This is a genomic window from Phycisphaeraceae bacterium (assembly GCA_040222855.1).
GTDB lineage: Bacteria > Planctomycetota > Phycisphaerae > Phycisphaerales > Phycisphaeraceae > Mucisphaera.
Genome location: JAVKCD010000019.1, coordinates 627,438 through 643,843 on the forward strand (window position 1 = coordinate 627,438; position 16,406 = coordinate 643,843).

A 16,406-nucleotide genomic window follows, 5' to 3' on the forward strand; every position below is an offset into this window, starting at 1 on the left:
CCTCGATCTGTAAGGCTGTCAGTACACCCATAAGAAGAACAAGCGATTCGGAGCCACAACGAGGAAGAGGGAACACATGATGATCCGCCCGACCACTCGCGCCCTCCTGGCGCTCAGCGCCCCACTGCTGGTCGCCGCCACCTACGCCAACGCCCAGGACGTCACCCAACAGTTCCTCAACGCCACCTTTGTCAACGCCACCAACCCACTCGGCGACCCCACCATCCCGCCCCCCGCTGGGCCCGGCGACACCCCAGGATCCAAAGCCTTCAACAGCGGACTCATCAACGACTTCCTCAGCGTCGAAGGCGGACCCGCCGTCGAAATGGGACAGGTCCGACTTGACCTCGCCGTCGACTACAAAATCAGCGGACTCGCCGGCGCTCAGGTCGACGCCTGGCTCGTCTACGGCTACTACGGCGACATCGCCAAAAACGCCGCCGGCAACACCAGCTTCAGCTACCGCGCCCGTGTCATCCCCGAAGCAGCCGGCGTCTTCAACCCCGCAGTCAATATCTTCGACTTCAACCCCGCCGCCATCACCACCACCGGCACCAAAAGCCTCTACGCCATCCAGCCACTCGGCAACATCAATGCCAACAACTACCGCGTCCTCCAGGAAACCACCCTCTCCGCCGACACCGCCGCCGCCATGCCCGCCGTCACCAACGCTCTCGACTTCTTCCAGTCCACCGGCGCTGGCATCACCCTCCAGGACCGCGGCATCTTCGCCACACTCGTCACCGCACCACGAGGACTACCCAACTCACGAGACGCCATTGGCGTCGCCGCCGCCAGAGCCAACGCCATCCTCACCGCAACCGGCGCAAACCTAAATGGCACCGGCATCAAGATCGGACAGATCGAACTCGGCGTCCCCAGCGCCAACCACAAAGACCTCAAAGCCACCGCACCCAACCGCGTCCTCACCATCCACCCCAACAGCACCAACGCCGGATACCGCGACGAACACGCACACGCCGTCGCAGGCATCATGGTCGCTAGAAACGCCGACTCAGCCAAAGCCGGCGTCGCCAACGGCGCCACCCTCTTCTCCTCCGCCTCTCTCGCCCAAGGCTCCAACGACTCACTCGTCCAACGCCTCCGCGCCTTCGACTACCTCGTCGATACCCAAGGCATCAACGTCTTCAACGCCAGCTTCGGCGTCTCCGATGTCCCCGACCGCGGGCTCGACATCAACGACGGCAACAGCCCCCCCGCCCGCTTCTACGACTGGCTCGCCGACAAAAAACGCGTCATAGGCGTCGTCTCCGCCGGTAACACCGGCGACGTCTCTCGACCCGACGCCGGAGAAGCCGGACGAGCCAACGCCGGTATCGCCGACGTCGCAGGAACCATCACCGGGAACAACGGCGGATACAACGTCATCACCGTCGGAGCACTCGACTACGACTTCAAAGCACGCGCCTACTACAGCAGCTTCGGCACCACCAACTTTCCCACCAACAGCCCTCGCACCAAACCCGACCTCGTCGCACCCGGAACCTTCATCCTCACCACCGCCATCGCCGACATCGACGGTGCCAACGGACAAGACGACTACGCACGCAACTTCTTCGGCGTCGACGACTTCAACCGACCCGGTGTCAGCGCCGGGGCCGCCATCACCGGCACCAGCTTCGCCGCACCTCACGTCGCCGGCGGGGTCGCCATCATGCTCGAACTCGCCAACAAACTCGACGGAAACCTCAACGGCGACCGCTCCAGACCACAGGTCGTCAAAGCCATCCTCATGAACGCCGCCGACCGAACCGTCCTCCACCGTGACGGCTCACCATGGGCACAAGGCAACCCAACCGGCGACTCCGTCACCCGACCACTCGACGACCAGCTCGGCGCCGGAATGATCGACCTCGACCGCGCCCTCCTCAACCTCGTCCCCAACGAAGCCAAAGCCGCCGAAGACCCCTCCACCACCCACCAGGCCACCGTCATAGGCGTCACCAACAAACTCTGGGACTGGCAGGTCGTCGATAAAGCCGCAAACAAAGGCGAAATCGCCAGCTACCAGTTCAAAAAAGGAATCGTCCGAGGCGACAAAGTCCGCGCCACCATCACATGGCACCGACAAACCGCCAGCGCCGATGGCGACCTCAACATCGAAGACACCGACACCTTCAACGTCCAGGCTCTCAACAACCTCAACATGTTCCTCTACAACCGAGCCAACACCAAAGAAGCCTGGGTCAAAGAGTTCCAGTCCGTCAGCGCCCACGACAACGTCGAACTCTTCAACGACAAACGCATCGCACGAAACGGCTTCTGGGCCGTCGACGTCTGGAACCGCAGCGCCAACACCGAAGGCTTCGCCATCGCCATCGAAGTCAACTCCAACCCCGCCGCCGTAGGCGGAATCACACCATGGGCCTTCTCCAGCCACGTTACCGAACCCGATGCCGACATCCCCGTCCTCGGCGACCTCCTACCCGTCGAAGCCAACTCCGGCATCTTCATGAAACCCACCTTCAGCCTCGAACAGCTCGCCGCCGGCGAAGACCTTCTCCACATCCTCGATGACAACCTCGACTATACCTACGCCTCCGGCGCAACCTACAACGTCTTCTGGGGCGCCGAACTCCGCGATGTCCCCGATGACACTTACACCGATACCGACTGGTTCCAGGGCCTCATCCCCGGCATGGACTCACTCCTGAGCCTCAACAACTGGCAAGAAGCCACCTCCGGACTCGTTGATACGGACGGCAACCTCACCCCCGCACAGATCGCCGACCCTCAGTTCTGGCAGGACATCAGCGACGCCCTCAACGGCATCCCCACCCTCAACCCCGCCGCCGAGTCACTCGCCGCCCTCGTCAACAACCAGGTCCTCGAGTTCAACTTCGTCATCGACGTCGACGGCGACCGCCTCTTCTCACCCGACGTCGACGGCATCGGCTGGTTCCAGGTCACCACCACCATCCCCGAACCCACCACCACCCTCCTCACCCTCTCACTCCTAGCCCTCAACCAACGAAAATATGCCTAAGTCGATGGGTGGCCGGGGTCCAGCAAAGCTGGCCCCCGGATCCCCGAAACCCGACAACACCAAGACCCTCATTCAACAAATGAATAACGATGGGTAGCTGTGCTCACGCCCAGGCGTGCCCACAGATCAGTCAACCTCACCCCCCCCCACTCTCTACTCTCTCCCCTCAACTCTCTAGCGAGCTTCGCTCGCTACCCAGCCGGAAAAAACTCCGGACCAATCAACGCCAGCGACACCACCACCAACCCCACAATCAACACGATCAACCCCAACGCAATCAACGGGTCCATCCGCCTCGCCACCGGCTCCTCCACCCGCTCAATCGCCGCCTCCTCTTCCTCCGACAGATAACTTAGCGCCTCCTTCGCCAGCACATCATCCTCCACCTCCGGGTCCTCGACGACCGCGAGATCAGCCCGCGAAGCAACATAACGCCCCGTCACCTTCCACAAAATGATCACCTGCAACGCCACCACCGCCAGCCCCAGCAGCGGCGCACCAATCGTCGCCACCGCATCAAGCGTCACATGCCGCGTCACGATCAACGGCTCACCATGAAACCTCGAATCACCACCCGCCGACTCCATCCAAGCCATCAACGCCCCCGCCGCCGCCAACGTCATCAAACACGACACCACAATCCCCGGCGCAAAAACCAGCCACAACCCCAGCACCACCACGAACCTCGGCGACCCGTCCACCGCCCCCCGATAAGCACTTCCCGCCGCATACACCTGCTCCAACGGCCCCGTCGAAGCATGCGCCGTAATCGGCCGCGCACACTCCGGACAAAAATGATCAAACCGCCCCACAGCCGCCAGACAATGCGGACACAACCCACCCCCCTCATCACCATGCTCCTCTCGGTATTTCTCAATCGATAAAGACATCACACCAACCTCGACACACTAAGCCCATCACACAGAACAGATTAAATCGTAGCACTCAATGAGCCGTGCGCACAACGACGGCGCGCGCGCACAAAGCAACGCCGTTAACCCCCCATCCACGTCGTTTCAACGCCGATTCACGCCCTTCAACGCCCTCTCACGACCACAAAACACCCCCAAACAGCACCTCAAAACCCCGCCCAAACCGCCACAACCACCACGAAATCCCCACCCACACCCCGCCACAAGGCGTCACCACTCCACCACAACCCCAAACCACCCCCGCCATGCGCACAACAACCCATGCGCACAACCCGCTCCCCAAATCACTACTCCGGATCACCCAGCAACGGCCGCACCTGACCCGCATTCTCCTCAAGCAGCTGCTGAGCCTTATCCGCATCCAGATCACGACCCGCCATCACCAACGCCAGCTTCACCCGACCATGCGCCGCATGAAGAATCTCGAGCGCCCGGTCCCGCGTTAGCGTCGGGTTCTGTCCCCGAATAATCCGGATCGCACGATCCACCAGCTTCGAGTTCTTGATCTGCAGATCAATCATCAGGTTCCCCCAAACCTTCCCCAGCCGCACCATCGCCGCCGTCGTGATCATGTTCAACGCCAGCTTCGTCGCCGTCCCCGCCTTCATCCGCGTCGACCCCGTCACCACCTCAGGACCCACCAGCAGCTCCACCGGAAAGTCCAACTTGTCCATCGCCAACTCACTCGGCAGCGAATCCATCGACACACACGCCACCAGACCCGTCGCCGCGCCCCGCGCCTTCGCGTGCTCAATAGCACCCCACACATAAGGCGTCGTCCCCCCCGCAGCTATCCCCACAAACGTGTCGTTCTCGTCCAGACCAATCCGATCAAAGTGCGCCACAATCTCGTCCGGATCATCCTCCGCACCCTCCACCGCCACCCGCAACGCCGTATCGCCCCCACACATGATCCCGATCACATCGTTCGGATCACAGTGAAACGTAGGCGGGCACTCCGAAGCATCCAGCACCCCCAGCCGACCCGACGTCCCCGCGCCCGAGTACACCAGCGAACCACCCCGCTTATGACCCTCCACCACCCGGTCCACCAGCCGCGTGATCTGCGGGATCGCCGCCCGCACCGCCAACGCCACCGTCGCGTCCTGATCGTTAATCACCTCCAGCACCCCCGACGTCGACAACGTATCCAGACGCGCCGCCGCCTCCAGCCGCTGCTCAGTCAGCAGGTGCCCACGATCTTCTGACGGTTGCAGCTTGGGGAGCGTCGAGGCCACAGCGATCCTTCCCGATCAATCACGAACTTCAAAAACCCCTGTACCCCAAAACAGGGGCAGCGGGTCTTATGGATATTACATACTTATTCACATTCTAACCCGTAATCGACGATGGCCAAGCCCAACTGCCCGCCACACCCGGATTTTGAGCGCCGGTCACGCCCTCAAGCGTGATCGGCACTCCATCCGCCGACAAGGCCCCTAAAACCGCAAAACACGCCGCCTCACGCGCCTCACCCGCGATTCCAGCCGCTTCAGACGTCATCCACACCCCCGCCTGACCACTCGCACCGGCAATCTGGGCAACCAGGGCAGGATTCAGACTCCCGCCCCCCGCCAGCACCGCACGCTCCACCCCATACCCATCAATCGCCCCCGCCAGCTTCCGTCCCACATACCCCGCCGCCGACGCCAGCCAGTCCCCCGCCCCCACCTCCGGCCGCTTCGCGATCAAACCATCCACCCACGCCTGACCAAACTGCTCCCGCCCCAGCGTCCTCGGCGAATCACCCACCGCCGCTTCGATCAGACCCACCAACCCATCATCCACCCGCCCCGTCGACCCCACCTCACCATCCTTGTCATACGGCCGACCCAGCAGCGCCCGCGCCAACCCATCCAGCATCAGATTGCACGGACAAAGGTCCCCCGCCACCACCTCGGGAAACCCCCCGCCCTCTGCTGGCAGCGACACCGTGTAGTTGCACACGCCCCCCAGATTCACCACCGCCAACCGCCGATCCCGCCCGTAAAGAATCGGGTCCGCAATCGGCGTAATCGGCGCCCCCTGCCCCCCCGCGATCAGGTCCGCCTGCCGCAGGTCAAACACCACCGGCGCCCCGACTTCTCGCACCAGCGGCCAGGGATCAAACAACTGCCACGACAGATGCTCCTCCCCGATATGCCACACCGTCTGACCGTGCGCCGCCACCAGATCAACCTCCACCCCCGCCCCACACCGCTCCAGCAGCGCCGCTACCCCGCGCGCATACAACCCGCCCACTTCCCGACCCGCACGCAAAAAATCCGCCGCCGGATGCGCCGTCCCCTCCGCCAACGATCGCAGCGTCCCCGCCAGCCCCTCCGGCAGCCGCTCCGCATGATGCCCCACCACCTCCGCCGACATCGACAGCCCCTCACCCTCCACGCGCACCAACGCCGCATCAAGCCCGTCCAGACTCGTGCCCGTCATACACCCCACACACCACCGAACCGGCGCATCACTCATCCGCCGGCGGCTCCTCCGCCTGCTCCTCAACCTTCTCCTCTTCCTTCTTCCCGCCCAGCAACCCTCCCACGCCACTGCCAATCTTCTTCAGTTGATTCCCGGCCTCTCCCGTCACCTTCTTCGCCGCATCGGTCGCCGTACCAGCCGCGCCCTGCACTGCGCCTGTCGCCGCGCCCGCGGCACCCTTCACGGCGTCACCGGCGGCACCCCCCACCTGCTTCACAGCACCCGCCGCACCCGAACCCATCGTCGTAAGCTGATTAATACTAATCTTCGACAGCTTGTTCACCGACGACAAGCCATTCTGCAGCTGCCCCAACGCCGCCGAGGGCAGCAGCTCGACGCCATGCCGCGCCACCGCACCAAGAATCGCGCGGGTGATCACCGAGGTCAGCTGCGCCATCATCGGGCCCTGATCCCCATCCGAACGGAAGTTGCTCAACTCAATCGGCTCAAGTTTCACTGTCACCGATTTCTGCTGACTCCCGCCTAGCTTCACGTCCGCATCGGCTCGCACGTTCTTGATCGAGATCCGATCCACCGCCAGCACCGTCGTCGATGGCTCGGCTGGCTCCGCGGTCTCACCCGAAGAAAACCGTTCCAGACTCGCCAGGATCACGTCGTAGTTGTTCTTGTTCTCGCGAACCTCAAGACTCACATCAAAACCATCAATCGTCACCAGCGGCACCTCAACCAGGTCGGACATCAGCGAACCCACCAGCACCTGCACCTGAGCGTTCTTAAGCAGCATGAACGGCTTGTCCGAAAAACCCTCCGGGTTCGCCACCTTCAGATTCGTCAGCGTCAGCCGACCATTGAAGATCTCCAGGTCCGCGTCATCAATCGTCGTCTCCACACCCAGCGCATATGTCCCCCCGTACTCAATCGCGTGCTTGAGCGCACCATCAATGTTGACCGCCAGAATCGTGACCCCCAGCACCACCAGCACCAACAACGCCCCAACGATCCCAACAACCCACAACATCGCACGCTTCATCAGTCGTTCCTTCCTAATCAAGGTCTCATCACAACAGCACCACATCGTATCATCACCACCATGCCTCCCGCGGAATCGCATGCTCACGCCCCCCAGCCCCCCTCCCCCTGGATGGCCCGGGCCCTTGAGCTCGCCGCCCGCGGCCTTGGCAGAGTCGAACCCAACCCCATGGTCGGTGCCGTGATCGTTAAACACGGCCGGTGCATCGGCGAAGGCTGGCACCGCGCCTTTGGCGGGCCCCACGCCGAGGTCGAAGCCCTCAACGATGCCAAGCGTCAAGGGCACGACCCCGCCGGCAGCACCTGCTACGTCACCCTCGAACCCTGCTCGCACGTCGGCAAACAGCCCCCCTGCGCCGACGCTCTTATCCGTGCCAACGTCGCCCGCGTCGTCGCCGCCATGACCGACCCCCACATCAAAGTCTCTGGTGGAGGCTTCCGAAAACTCCAACAGGCCAACATCACCACCGCCACCGGCGACGGCGAGGAGCAAGCCCGACAACTCAACCGCGCCTGGCTCAAACACCTCGGCACCGGCCTCCCCTGGGTCATTGCCAAATGGGCCCAGACCCTCGACGGCAAAGTCGCCACCGCCACAGGCGACAGCCAGTGGATCTCGAACCCGGCCTCCCGCCGCCGCGTCCACCAGCTCCGCGCCCGCGTCGATGCCATCATCGTTGGCGTCAACACCGCCATCGCCGACAACCCACAGCTCACCGCCCGCGATGTGCCCCTGCTCCGCACCGCCCGTCGCGTCACCATCGACCCCAACCACCGCCTGCTGCCCCACAGCAAACTCCTCCAAGACAACGGCCCCCCCGTCGAATCCTTTCCCAACCCCCAACACGCCCTCGAAACCCTCGGCCTGCAACACCACGCCCTCAATGTCCTCGTCGAAGGCGGGCCCAAGCTCATCGGCTCCATGATCGACGACCAACTCATCGACGAACTCTGGGTCTTCATCGCCCCCAAACTGCTTGGCGACCACGACGCCCTCTCCGCCGCCCGCGGTAAACCCCGCCAACTCATCAAACACGCGACCTCACTCCACCTCCAACACACCGAGCACCTCGACGGCGACCTGCTTCTCAAATACCTCGTCTCGCGCTAAAGCCCCTGCCCCCTCAACAACAAAACCCCCGGCTCTAACGCCAGGGGTTTGAAGTTTCAGCATCCATGCTTCGGTGCGTCTGCGGGACTCGAATCAGACCAGACCCTCGTTCGCATCGTCGATCAACGCGTCCACCGCGCCATCGAGTCGCTGGTCATTCTCGTAGGTCCCATCAGCGATCTGCTCGCGGATCTCAGCAATCAAGCCGAACCGTGGCGGCAGGTCCGCCAACTTGCCCAGCAACTGAGCGGCAGGCGAAATTTCCGCCTGATCCGTTCCGCGACGCACCGGGTCCGCAGCATCAGCCTGCGGTCGCCCCTTGCTCGCAAGGGGAGCCATAGCATGGCTTCCTCTAATCGGTGCGATATCTGACATGGCACAACACTCCTTATGCACAGGCCCTTGGGCCCAAGTCCGGATAACTGGAAACGCTCCAGGTTATCCGGCCGGCTCGAAGCCGGAGGCTGGTTCACACAAGAACTATCGCCCATCTCATCCTCCCGCCTTGAACAACAGCACCCAACCCGTTTAGTTGGGATAACCGCCGTGATAGTTTTGGCTTATAGAAATAAATCCACCTCTTCGTCCGGTAATTCAACCCCCGCCAGCACTGGCAGAATCCCCTTCACTTTTCCACACTTCAACCCTAAATCCTGTATCCAACAAGACCTAGCAACACAAGAATGATCGGTCTTTGTTCGGTCTGCGGGGTTGAGAAAAAAACCCATCAAGCGTCCGACAGTCCCCACGCCACCTCCGCCGCCTGAAGATTCTCCCGAACGTCGTGAACGCGGATCAACCGCACCCCCGTCCGCACCGCCAGACCGGTCATCGCGACCGTCCCCCCCAGCCGATCTCCTGCCCCCTCCCCGGTCCCGGGCGACAACGCCGCGATCATCCGCTTGCGACTCACCCCCACCATCAATGGCCGCCCGCCGACCAACCCGGCGCCCTCTCCACACCACAAACCCAACGCCCGAAACAACGCCACATTATGCTCCAGCGTCTTCCCAAATCCAAAACCCGGGTCCACCACGACCGCCTCTCGATTCACGCCCGCAGCCAACGCCGCCTCAACCCGCTCGCTCAAATACGCTCCCACCTCCGCCACCACATCCCCGTACACCGGGTCATCCTGCATCGTGCCGGGCGACCCCCGCATATGCATCAAGATCACCCCGCACCCTCGCTCCGCACACAAGCCCAGCATCCCCGCATCCTCCAGCCCGCCCGATACGTCGTTCACAATCACCGCCCCGGCATCCAGCGCCGCCTCTGCCACGCCCCCAAGCGTCGTGTCCACCGAAACCACCGCCACCAGCCCTGCTTCCGACAACGCCGCCACCAGCCCCTCGACCACAGGCACCACCCGCTGGCGCTGCTCCGCCTCTCCTACACGCTCGGCCCCGGGCCGCGTCGATTCGCCCCCCACATCCAGCACCGCGGCCCCGGCCCACGCCATCCGCACCCCCGCCTCGACCGCTGCCTCCACCGATCCCAAGACCCCTCCATCCGAAAAGCTGTCGGGCGTCACATTCAGCACCCCCATCACACGGGGCCGATCGCCCCGCCCCAGTCCCCACACCCGATTACCAGGTAGCTTCCAAAGCATCATGCCAGTCTATGCCCACCCCGGCGGTTCCGTCTGGCGCGATCACAACGGTCACAACGCCCACTCACCGCAAAAAGCGTCCACCCCACGACCCCAACCTCATGCCACTCACGCTACGTCCGATAGCTTCGCCATGAGCACACTCCACTTCCCGATCGAGGTGACCTTCGCCAACCGTCTCGACGTCCTCCTGGACCGCATCGACGACCAGGAACGCCAGATGGGACAGCTCAATCGCTCCGATATCCGCCGCGGGATCTCCGCGCCCGTCGAGCTAGGCGTCCTCTCCGGGCCCGATGACCCCGACGCCATCCCCAACCCCAAACACTTCCGGTCCCTCTACCCCGGATGGCTCACCGACGCCTCGCCCATGGGGCTGGGCATCCTCACCGAGACCGAACTCCCCGCCAACATCAAACTCTGGGCCGACCTCTCCCGAGTCGCCGGCGACCCCCTGCTGCTACCCCTCCGCATCGTCTACTGCACCAAAGTCCTTCGCGCCACCTACCGCGTCGGCGCGATCTTCGAGTTCAACCAGCACGACTCGACCGCGGCCTGATCCCATCAACTCGATTCCTTCCGTAACGGGTCGGCTCCACCGTGGGGCCGGCCCGTTTTCATGCGCTCACACGACCATCCGCGTCCAACCGCCCTGCCAGAACCGCGCCGCAAACAAGGACGCCCTGAAAACCCACTCCAGACATAACCCGTACCACACCCCCACCAACCCCAACTCCAGATACCACCCAAAAAACAGCACCAAAGGCAACCGAATCCCAAACAGACTCACGAAGCTCAGCCACATCGTCGCCTTGGTATCACCCGCACCCCTCAGCGCCGACGACAACACAATCGACACCGCAAACAACGGCTGCGCCCAACCACATATCCACAACAACTCAGGCGTCACCGTCAGATGCGCCGGAACATCCGAAAACCATCCCACCCACCACACCGGCAACAACACGAAGCTCAACCCGAACAACGACATGAGCCCAATGCCGATCCCCGTGCACGACAACGCCGCCAGCGTCGCCCGCCTCGGGTCCCGCGCCCCCAGATACTGACCCACCAGAGTCGCCGCCGCCTGAGCCACGGCAAAACCGCCGAGAAAGCTGATCGACTCAATCCGGATCGCGATCATGTGCGCGCCGATCAAACCATCCCCCGCAAACCGACCCACCAGCGCCAGCACCGCAAAGTTCCCCGCCCAGATCCCCAGCGACTCGAGCAGCTGCGGGACCCCCACCCGAACGATCCGCTTCATCGTGTGCCAGTGCGGTCGCAACCACATTGGCATCAGCCGCACCCCTGACTCTCCGCGCACCAGGACCACCACCGTCAACACCCCGCCCACCAGCCACGCCACCGCTGTCCCCGCCGCAATCCCCGACACGCCCCAGCCGCCGATCGGCTCGGGACCCCGCACAAACAGGATCGACGTCACCACATTGATGATGTTCACAGCCACCATGATCCGAAACGGCGTACGCGCATCGCCTGCCGCCCGCAAACACGCCGCACCAATAAACAGCACCGCGTTCCCCACCGCCGACAACGCCACGATCTGCAGATACCGCACCGCCAACGGCCGCGACGCCTCATCCAGCCCCGCCAGGTCCGCGATCGATCCCGACAGCGCCACCAACGCCCCCATCACCACCACCCCCAGCGTCACCGCCAGCAACACCGCCTGACCCGTCGCCGCGTTCGCCAACCGATAGCGCCCCGCCCCCACCGCCCGCGAGACCAACGCCGCCGCACCGATCCCCACCGCCCCCATCACCATCCCCATCAGCCACATCACATAACCCGCGATCCCCAGCGCATCCGTCGCCGACACCGCCAGCGACTCCGGCTCCAGGTCCGCAGCCAGAATGATGTCCACCGTCCCCACCAGAAAGTTCAGGTACTGCTCCAGCAACGGCCAGATCGACAGCAACCACACCTGCCTCGGCAGCGACAACCCCGCCAATCTCCCCGACAACGCTCGCGGACCCTCCTGCGGAATACCCCCCGCCGACGCTGCCGCAGGCCCTCGACTCACAACACACTCCCGCTACCCACAGGCAGCCGACAACCAACCGTACAGAGGGACCACGCACCTCCAGGTGCGTGCCCCAAGCCGACACTCTAGCCCCTTCAACCATCGGCCCCCTAACGCACGCCCTTCGCCTTACCCCTTGCCGATCGGGCTCAACGGCTCCTTCATATTCTTCGCGTCCAGCGTGTAAGGACTCCCCTTTGCAGGCGCAGCCCACCGCACCGCGTTGCCCAGCACCTTCCGCACCTCCGCCTGCCGGTAGATCGGATACGTCTCGTGCCCCGGCCGGAAGTAAAACACCTTCCCCTTCCCCCGCCGCCACGTGCACCCCGACCGGAACACCTCGCCCCCCTCAAACCAACTGATCAACACCAGCTCATCCGGCGTCGGAACATCAAACAGCTCCCCGTACATCTCCGCCTGCGGGACCTCAAAGTGATCCCCCAGCCCATCGGTGATCGGATGCCCCGGATTCACCACCCACAGCCGCTCCCGCTCACCCACCTCACGCCACTTGAGACTGCACGTCGTCCCCATCAGCTTCTGGAAAACCTTCGCGTAGTGCCCCGAGTGCAGCACGATTAGCCCCATCCCCTCCAGCACCCTTTGATGCACCCGCTCCACAATCTCGTCCGACACCTCGCCGTGCGCCTTGTGACCCCACCACGTCAGCACATCCGTGTCCGCCAGCACCGCCGCCGTCAGCCCGTGCTCCGGCTCATCCAGCGTCGCCGTCCGCACCGCCACATCACCCCCCAACTGCTCCTCGATCGCCTCGCGCATCACCACATGCATCCCCTCCGGATAACACGCCCGCACCACCTCGTTCTCCTTCTCGTGCCGATACTCATGCCACACCGTCACCCGGATCGCCGTACCCATCGTTCAACTCCTTCAATAGAAGACTCAAAGCCAACCCGCCTTGTAGCCTCCCCCGCCCACGCCCTCAACTCAGCCGTCACCCACCCCCCTCCCCTTCGAGCCGCGTTGTGCCAACCCGGCATGGTGCTTGCCACCCCCCACCCCGCCATCTACCCTCAAACCACATTTCCGAAGGGGCGCTGAATCCAGATGTTCAACACCAAGCGCGAGATTACCTTCCCCACCACCATCACGGCGATCAAACCGGAGGCGGTCAAAGAGAGCCTGATCTCCATGGTCGCCGCCGAACGATTGCTTTCCATCAAGGGCACAGATTTTCCCGAGGCACCCTCCGTGAACTGCATCAATCTGCTTGTCGAGCCGATCCCACACAACATTGATCCATCACGACTACACATCTCTATTTCTGTTCAGGCCGAAGGCACGCAGATTGATGCGGTGATTAAGACAAGCTCTTTGAATGCCTTAAATGTGATCCGTTGGGTGCTCACCATCCTGCCCATGTTTTTCCTGGTACTCGCTATAGATAGCCTCATAAGCTCAAGTGACCCCAATGAAGTTAAATACGCTCGCTTTGCTATCGGCCTTCTCTTGTTCATGGTGATCTTTACCAATGTCGTGTATGCGTTAATTCTGAGCGGGTGGCAGCAGGCACTCGCCCGCTTCTACAAGAAGACCATTGACCAAATCGTTGGCTATGACGGGTCCAACCCATCCCTCAGCCCACCAACAACCTAAACTACTAGCGTGACCTCACGCCCCCTCCAACTCCTCGCCCTCACCCTCCTCCTCGCCGCCTCCCTCCTCGCGCAAACCACCCCCGCCCCGACCCCACGCATCGCCACCGCTTCCGCCATCCCCTCCATCATCCCCCCCGGCGGGAAGATCGCCCTGCTCCGCATCGAAGGCGTCATCCAGTCCACCCTCGAAGAACTCCTCCAACGGCGCGTCGACCGCGCCATCGCCCAGGGCGCCTCGGTCATCGTCATCGAACTCGACACCCCCGGCGGGGAACTCCCCGCCGCCCTCCGCCTCTCACGGCTCATCAAAGCCATCCCCGTCCCCACCGTCGCTTGGGTCAACCCCGACGCTTATTCCGCTGGCGCCCTGCTCGCCTCCGCCGCCGACGAAATCGTCATGGCCACCTCCGCCTCCATCGGCGACGCGGCCCCCATCAACCTCTTCTCCTCCAACCTCGGACCCACCGAACGCGCTAAAGCCCTCTCGCCCCTCCTCTCAGAGTTCAAAGACAACGCCACCCGCAACGGCTACGACTACGCACCCCTCCACGCCATGTGCGTCCTTGGCGTCGAGGTCTACTACATCGAGAACCCCGCCACCGGACAACGACGACTCGTCAACCAGGTCGACTACCAGCTCATGGTCCACGGCTCGCCCACCCTCGCCTCGCAGATCTCCCAGGGCATCAGCTCCGTCACCGGCGCCGGCAGCGTCGGCCAGCCCACCCAGGACGTCGCCACCACCGCCGACCTCGGCCAGTGGTTGCCCGTCGATGTCCTGCCCTCAGGCGACACCATCCCCGACGGCCGCGTCCACGATGGCAACTCACTGCTGACCATCAAAGACATCCGCGCCCGCGACCTCCGCATCTCCCGCGCCACCATCGACACCACCACCCAACTCATCAACGACCTCCAGGCCGCCGACCTCATCGAAGTCCGCAACTCCTGGGCCGAAAACGCCGCCCTCTTCCTCGCCCAGTGGTGGGTCCGCGGCATCCTCGTCGCCCTCTTCCTCATCGGCGTCTTCCTCGAACTCTCCGCCCCCGGTCTCTCCCTCCCGGGCGCCGTAGCCATCCTCGCCCTCACCGGACTCTTCGGTGCCCCCCTCATCCTCGGACTCGCCTCGGTCTGGCACATCGTCCTCTTCGTCATCGGCCTCCTGCTGCTCATCACCGACCTGCTCTTCCTCATCGGCTTCGGCTTCCTCGGCGCCGCCGGCCTCTCGCTGATGGTCATCGCGCTGATCGTCTCCGTCCTCCCCTCCGGATCCACACCCCTCGGGGCCTCCGACCCCGCCTACTGGAGCCAACTCGGTTACGCCATCGCCAGCCTCCTCCTCGCCACCGGCATCACCGCCGCCTTCGCCGTCGCCCTGCCCCACGTCTTCACCAGGATCCCCCTCCTCAACGCCCTCATCCTCGCCGACCCCGAACCCGCCGACCCCAGCACCGACCACATCTCCGGCGAAGAAGTCCTCGGCACCGGACACCTCAACGTCGGCGACACCGGCACCGTCGCATCCTCCGTCATGCGACCCTCCGGCGAGATCCTCATCAACAACCAACGCATCGACGCCATCACCAACGGCGAATACCTCACCCAACACCAACCCATCCGCATCACCGAGATCCACGGCTCAAGAATCGTCGTCGAACCGATCACTACCCTGGCGACTTAGATATTTGCGCCGGGTGCCTGGGGTCACGGCGCAGCCGTGCCCACAGAATCACACACCCACCGCTACCCACATCGCGCGCACAAACCCGACCATCCAACCCTAAGCGCACCACCGCGCCTCGGTCACCCCACCACCAAACGTGCGCACAACGTGGGGCATTTGGCACCCCTATAGACGCGTTTGATCGCAGAAAGGATGCCAGATATGACCGCAATCGACACGATTCCGACCGTTTCGCAGACCCCTTTTGACCCCGAGACCGACCCCATCGCTGTCTGCCTCACCGAACTCGAGCTCCGCAAACGACACGCCCCCTTCCCCGAACTCTGGGACCTCCGGCACAACGAGCTGTGTGTCGCAAGTCTTGCCCTGGACCAGACTTCCGCCATCGAAGGCAAGCTGGGCGTCAACCGCACCATCTTCCCCAACCTCCGCCCCGGCATGAAAGCCGGTTTCCTCGCCGACGGCTACCTCGCCTACGGACCCGCCAACCCCGGCGACTTCCTCGTCGTCCAACTCCTTGTCTTTGAATGTGATAGAGACATCCGGCGCTTCGGCGAAGACGTCGATGAACTGATGAAATCCAAAGCCGCCGAACTCGGCCTCGGCCTCCTCGCCGCCAACCCCTCCCACGCCGCCGCCGTCACGCTGCTCCGCGAACTCGCCCGGGCTACCATCTCGATGCTTAAACGCAATCGGGACGACCACTTAGCGTCTGTTGAGCTCTCCCTGCTCCGCGGAACCGACGTCCCCTACCAGGTCAACCGCTCCTTCACGACCGGCAACGAATACGTCGGTATGTCCATGGCGGTCAAGCCCTTACGACAATCCAACCACCAAGGCACCCCCGTCCAACCCCTCACCCTCCTCTAAACCACCTTCCGGGCTGAGCGGGGGAAATCGTGGCCCGCGCCAGTCAGGCGCGGGCTGCTTTT

The 16,406-nt window shown here is 63.5% G+C and carries 14 protein-coding genes; 6 read left to right on the forward strand and 8 right to left on the reverse strand.

The annotated features are described in order from the left end of the window. The first annotated feature begins 76 nt into the window (after positions 1 to 76). A complete protein-coding gene (locus RIG82_07835) occupies positions 77 to 3,007 on the forward strand; it encodes a S8 family serine peptidase (GenBank protein ID MEQ9460846.1) in 2,931 nt (976 codons plus the stop codon). A gap of 191 nt (positions 3,008 to 3,198) precedes the next feature. Here RIG82_07835 and RIG82_07840 read toward each other — a convergent pair whose 3' ends face one another. The 4 genes from RIG82_07840 to RIG82_07855 form a co-directional block, all read right to left on the reverse strand. Beyond that, positions 3,199 to 3,897 (reverse strand): hypothetical protein, encoded by a 699-nt coding sequence (locus RIG82_07840; protein MEQ9460847.1) that lies wholly within the window; start codon positions 3,895 to 3,897, stop codon positions 3,199 to 3,201. A gap of 329 nt (positions 3,898 to 4,226) precedes the next feature. Further along, entirely contained in the window at positions 4,227 to 5,177 is a 951-nt protein-coding gene (gene murQ, locus RIG82_07845; GenBank protein ID MEQ9460848.1) for an N-acetylmuramic acid 6-phosphate etherase, read from the reverse strand. 94 nt (positions 5,178 to 5,271) lie between these two features. After that, a complete protein-coding gene (locus tag RIG82_07850; protein ID MEQ9460849.1) occupies positions 5,272 to 6,405 on the reverse strand; it encodes an anhydro-N-acetylmuramic acid kinase in 1,134 nt (377 codons plus the stop codon). Then, complete coding sequence (locus RIG82_07855) at positions 6,398 to 7,402, reverse strand: hypothetical protein (GenBank protein ID MEQ9460850.1); 1,005 nt, start codon at positions 7,400 to 7,402, stop codon at positions 6,398 to 6,400. The genes RIG82_07850 and RIG82_07855 overlap by 8 nt, the downstream gene beginning before the upstream one ends. A gap of 60 nt (positions 7,403 to 7,462) precedes the next feature. Here RIG82_07855 and ribD point away from each other — a divergent pair, with 60 nt between their 5' ends. Continuing rightward, positions 7,463 to 8,512 (forward strand): bifunctional diaminohydroxyphosphoribosylaminopyrimidine deaminase/5-amino-6-(5-phosphoribosylamino)uracil reductase RibD, encoded by a 1,050-nt coding sequence (gene ribD / locus RIG82_07860; protein ID MEQ9460851.1) that lies wholly within the window; start codon positions 7,463 to 7,465, stop codon positions 8,510 to 8,512. Positions 8,513 to 8,605: 93 nt separating this feature from the next. Here the strand turns inward: ribD and RIG82_07865 are convergent, their stop codons facing one another. Together RIG82_07865 and folP are read right to left on the reverse strand one after the other, a co-directional pair. Then, positions 8,606 to 8,851, reverse strand: a complete 246-nt coding sequence (locus RIG82_07865; protein MEQ9460852.1) for a flagellar biosynthesis anti-sigma factor FlgM — start codon at positions 8,849 to 8,851, stop codon at positions 8,606 to 8,608. A 388-nt stretch (positions 8,852 to 9,239) separates the two neighbouring features. After that, positions 9,240 to 10,124, reverse strand: a complete 885-nt coding sequence (folP, locus tag RIG82_07870; GenBank protein MEQ9460853.1) for a dihydropteroate synthase — start codon at positions 10,122 to 10,124, stop codon at positions 9,240 to 9,242. A 133-nt stretch (positions 10,125 to 10,257) separates the two neighbouring features. On the opposite strand from folP, the gene RIG82_07875 reads away from it, so the two are divergent. Continuing rightward, the gene (locus RIG82_07875) at positions 10,258 to 10,683 is read left to right on the forward strand and encodes a hypothetical protein (GenBank protein ID MEQ9460854.1); all 426 of its coding nucleotides are present in this window, start codon (positions 10,258 to 10,260) and stop codon (positions 10,681 to 10,683) included. Between the two features lie 66 nt (positions 10,684 to 10,749). On the opposite strand, the gene RIG82_07880 is transcribed toward RIG82_07875, so the two are convergent. Further along, positions 10,750 to 12,171: an MATE family efflux transporter gene (locus tag RIG82_07880; GenBank protein ID MEQ9460855.1), complete on the reverse strand. Its 1,422-nt coding sequence runs from the start codon at positions 12,169 to 12,171 to the stop codon at positions 10,750 to 10,752. Positions 12,172 to 12,300: 129 nt separating this feature from the next. Further along, on the reverse strand, positions 12,301 to 13,050 hold the full coding sequence (locus RIG82_07885) for a ThuA domain-containing protein (GenBank protein MEQ9460856.1): 750 nt from the start codon (positions 13,048 to 13,050) through the stop codon (positions 12,301 to 12,303). 189 nt (positions 13,051 to 13,239) lie between these two features. Between RIG82_07885 and RIG82_07890 the strand changes: the two genes are divergently transcribed. The 3 genes from RIG82_07890 (at position 13,240) to RIG82_07900 (ending at position 16,344) form a co-directional block, all read left to right on the forward strand. Then, entirely contained in the window at positions 13,240 to 13,788 is a 549-nt protein-coding gene (locus RIG82_07890) for a hypothetical protein (GenBank protein ID MEQ9460857.1), read from the forward strand. Positions 13,789 to 13,797: 9 nt separating this feature from the next. Continuing rightward, positions 13,798 to 15,471 (forward strand): NfeD family protein, encoded by a 1,674-nt coding sequence (locus RIG82_07895; protein ID MEQ9460858.1) that lies wholly within the window; start codon positions 13,798 to 13,800, stop codon positions 15,469 to 15,471. Between the two features lie 204 nt (positions 15,472 to 15,675). Beyond that, positions 15,676 to 16,344: a hypothetical protein gene (locus RIG82_07900; GenBank protein MEQ9460859.1), complete on the forward strand. Its 669-nt coding sequence runs from the start codon at positions 15,676 to 15,678 to the stop codon at positions 16,342 to 16,344. Positions 16,345 to 16,406: the final 62 nt, after the last annotated feature.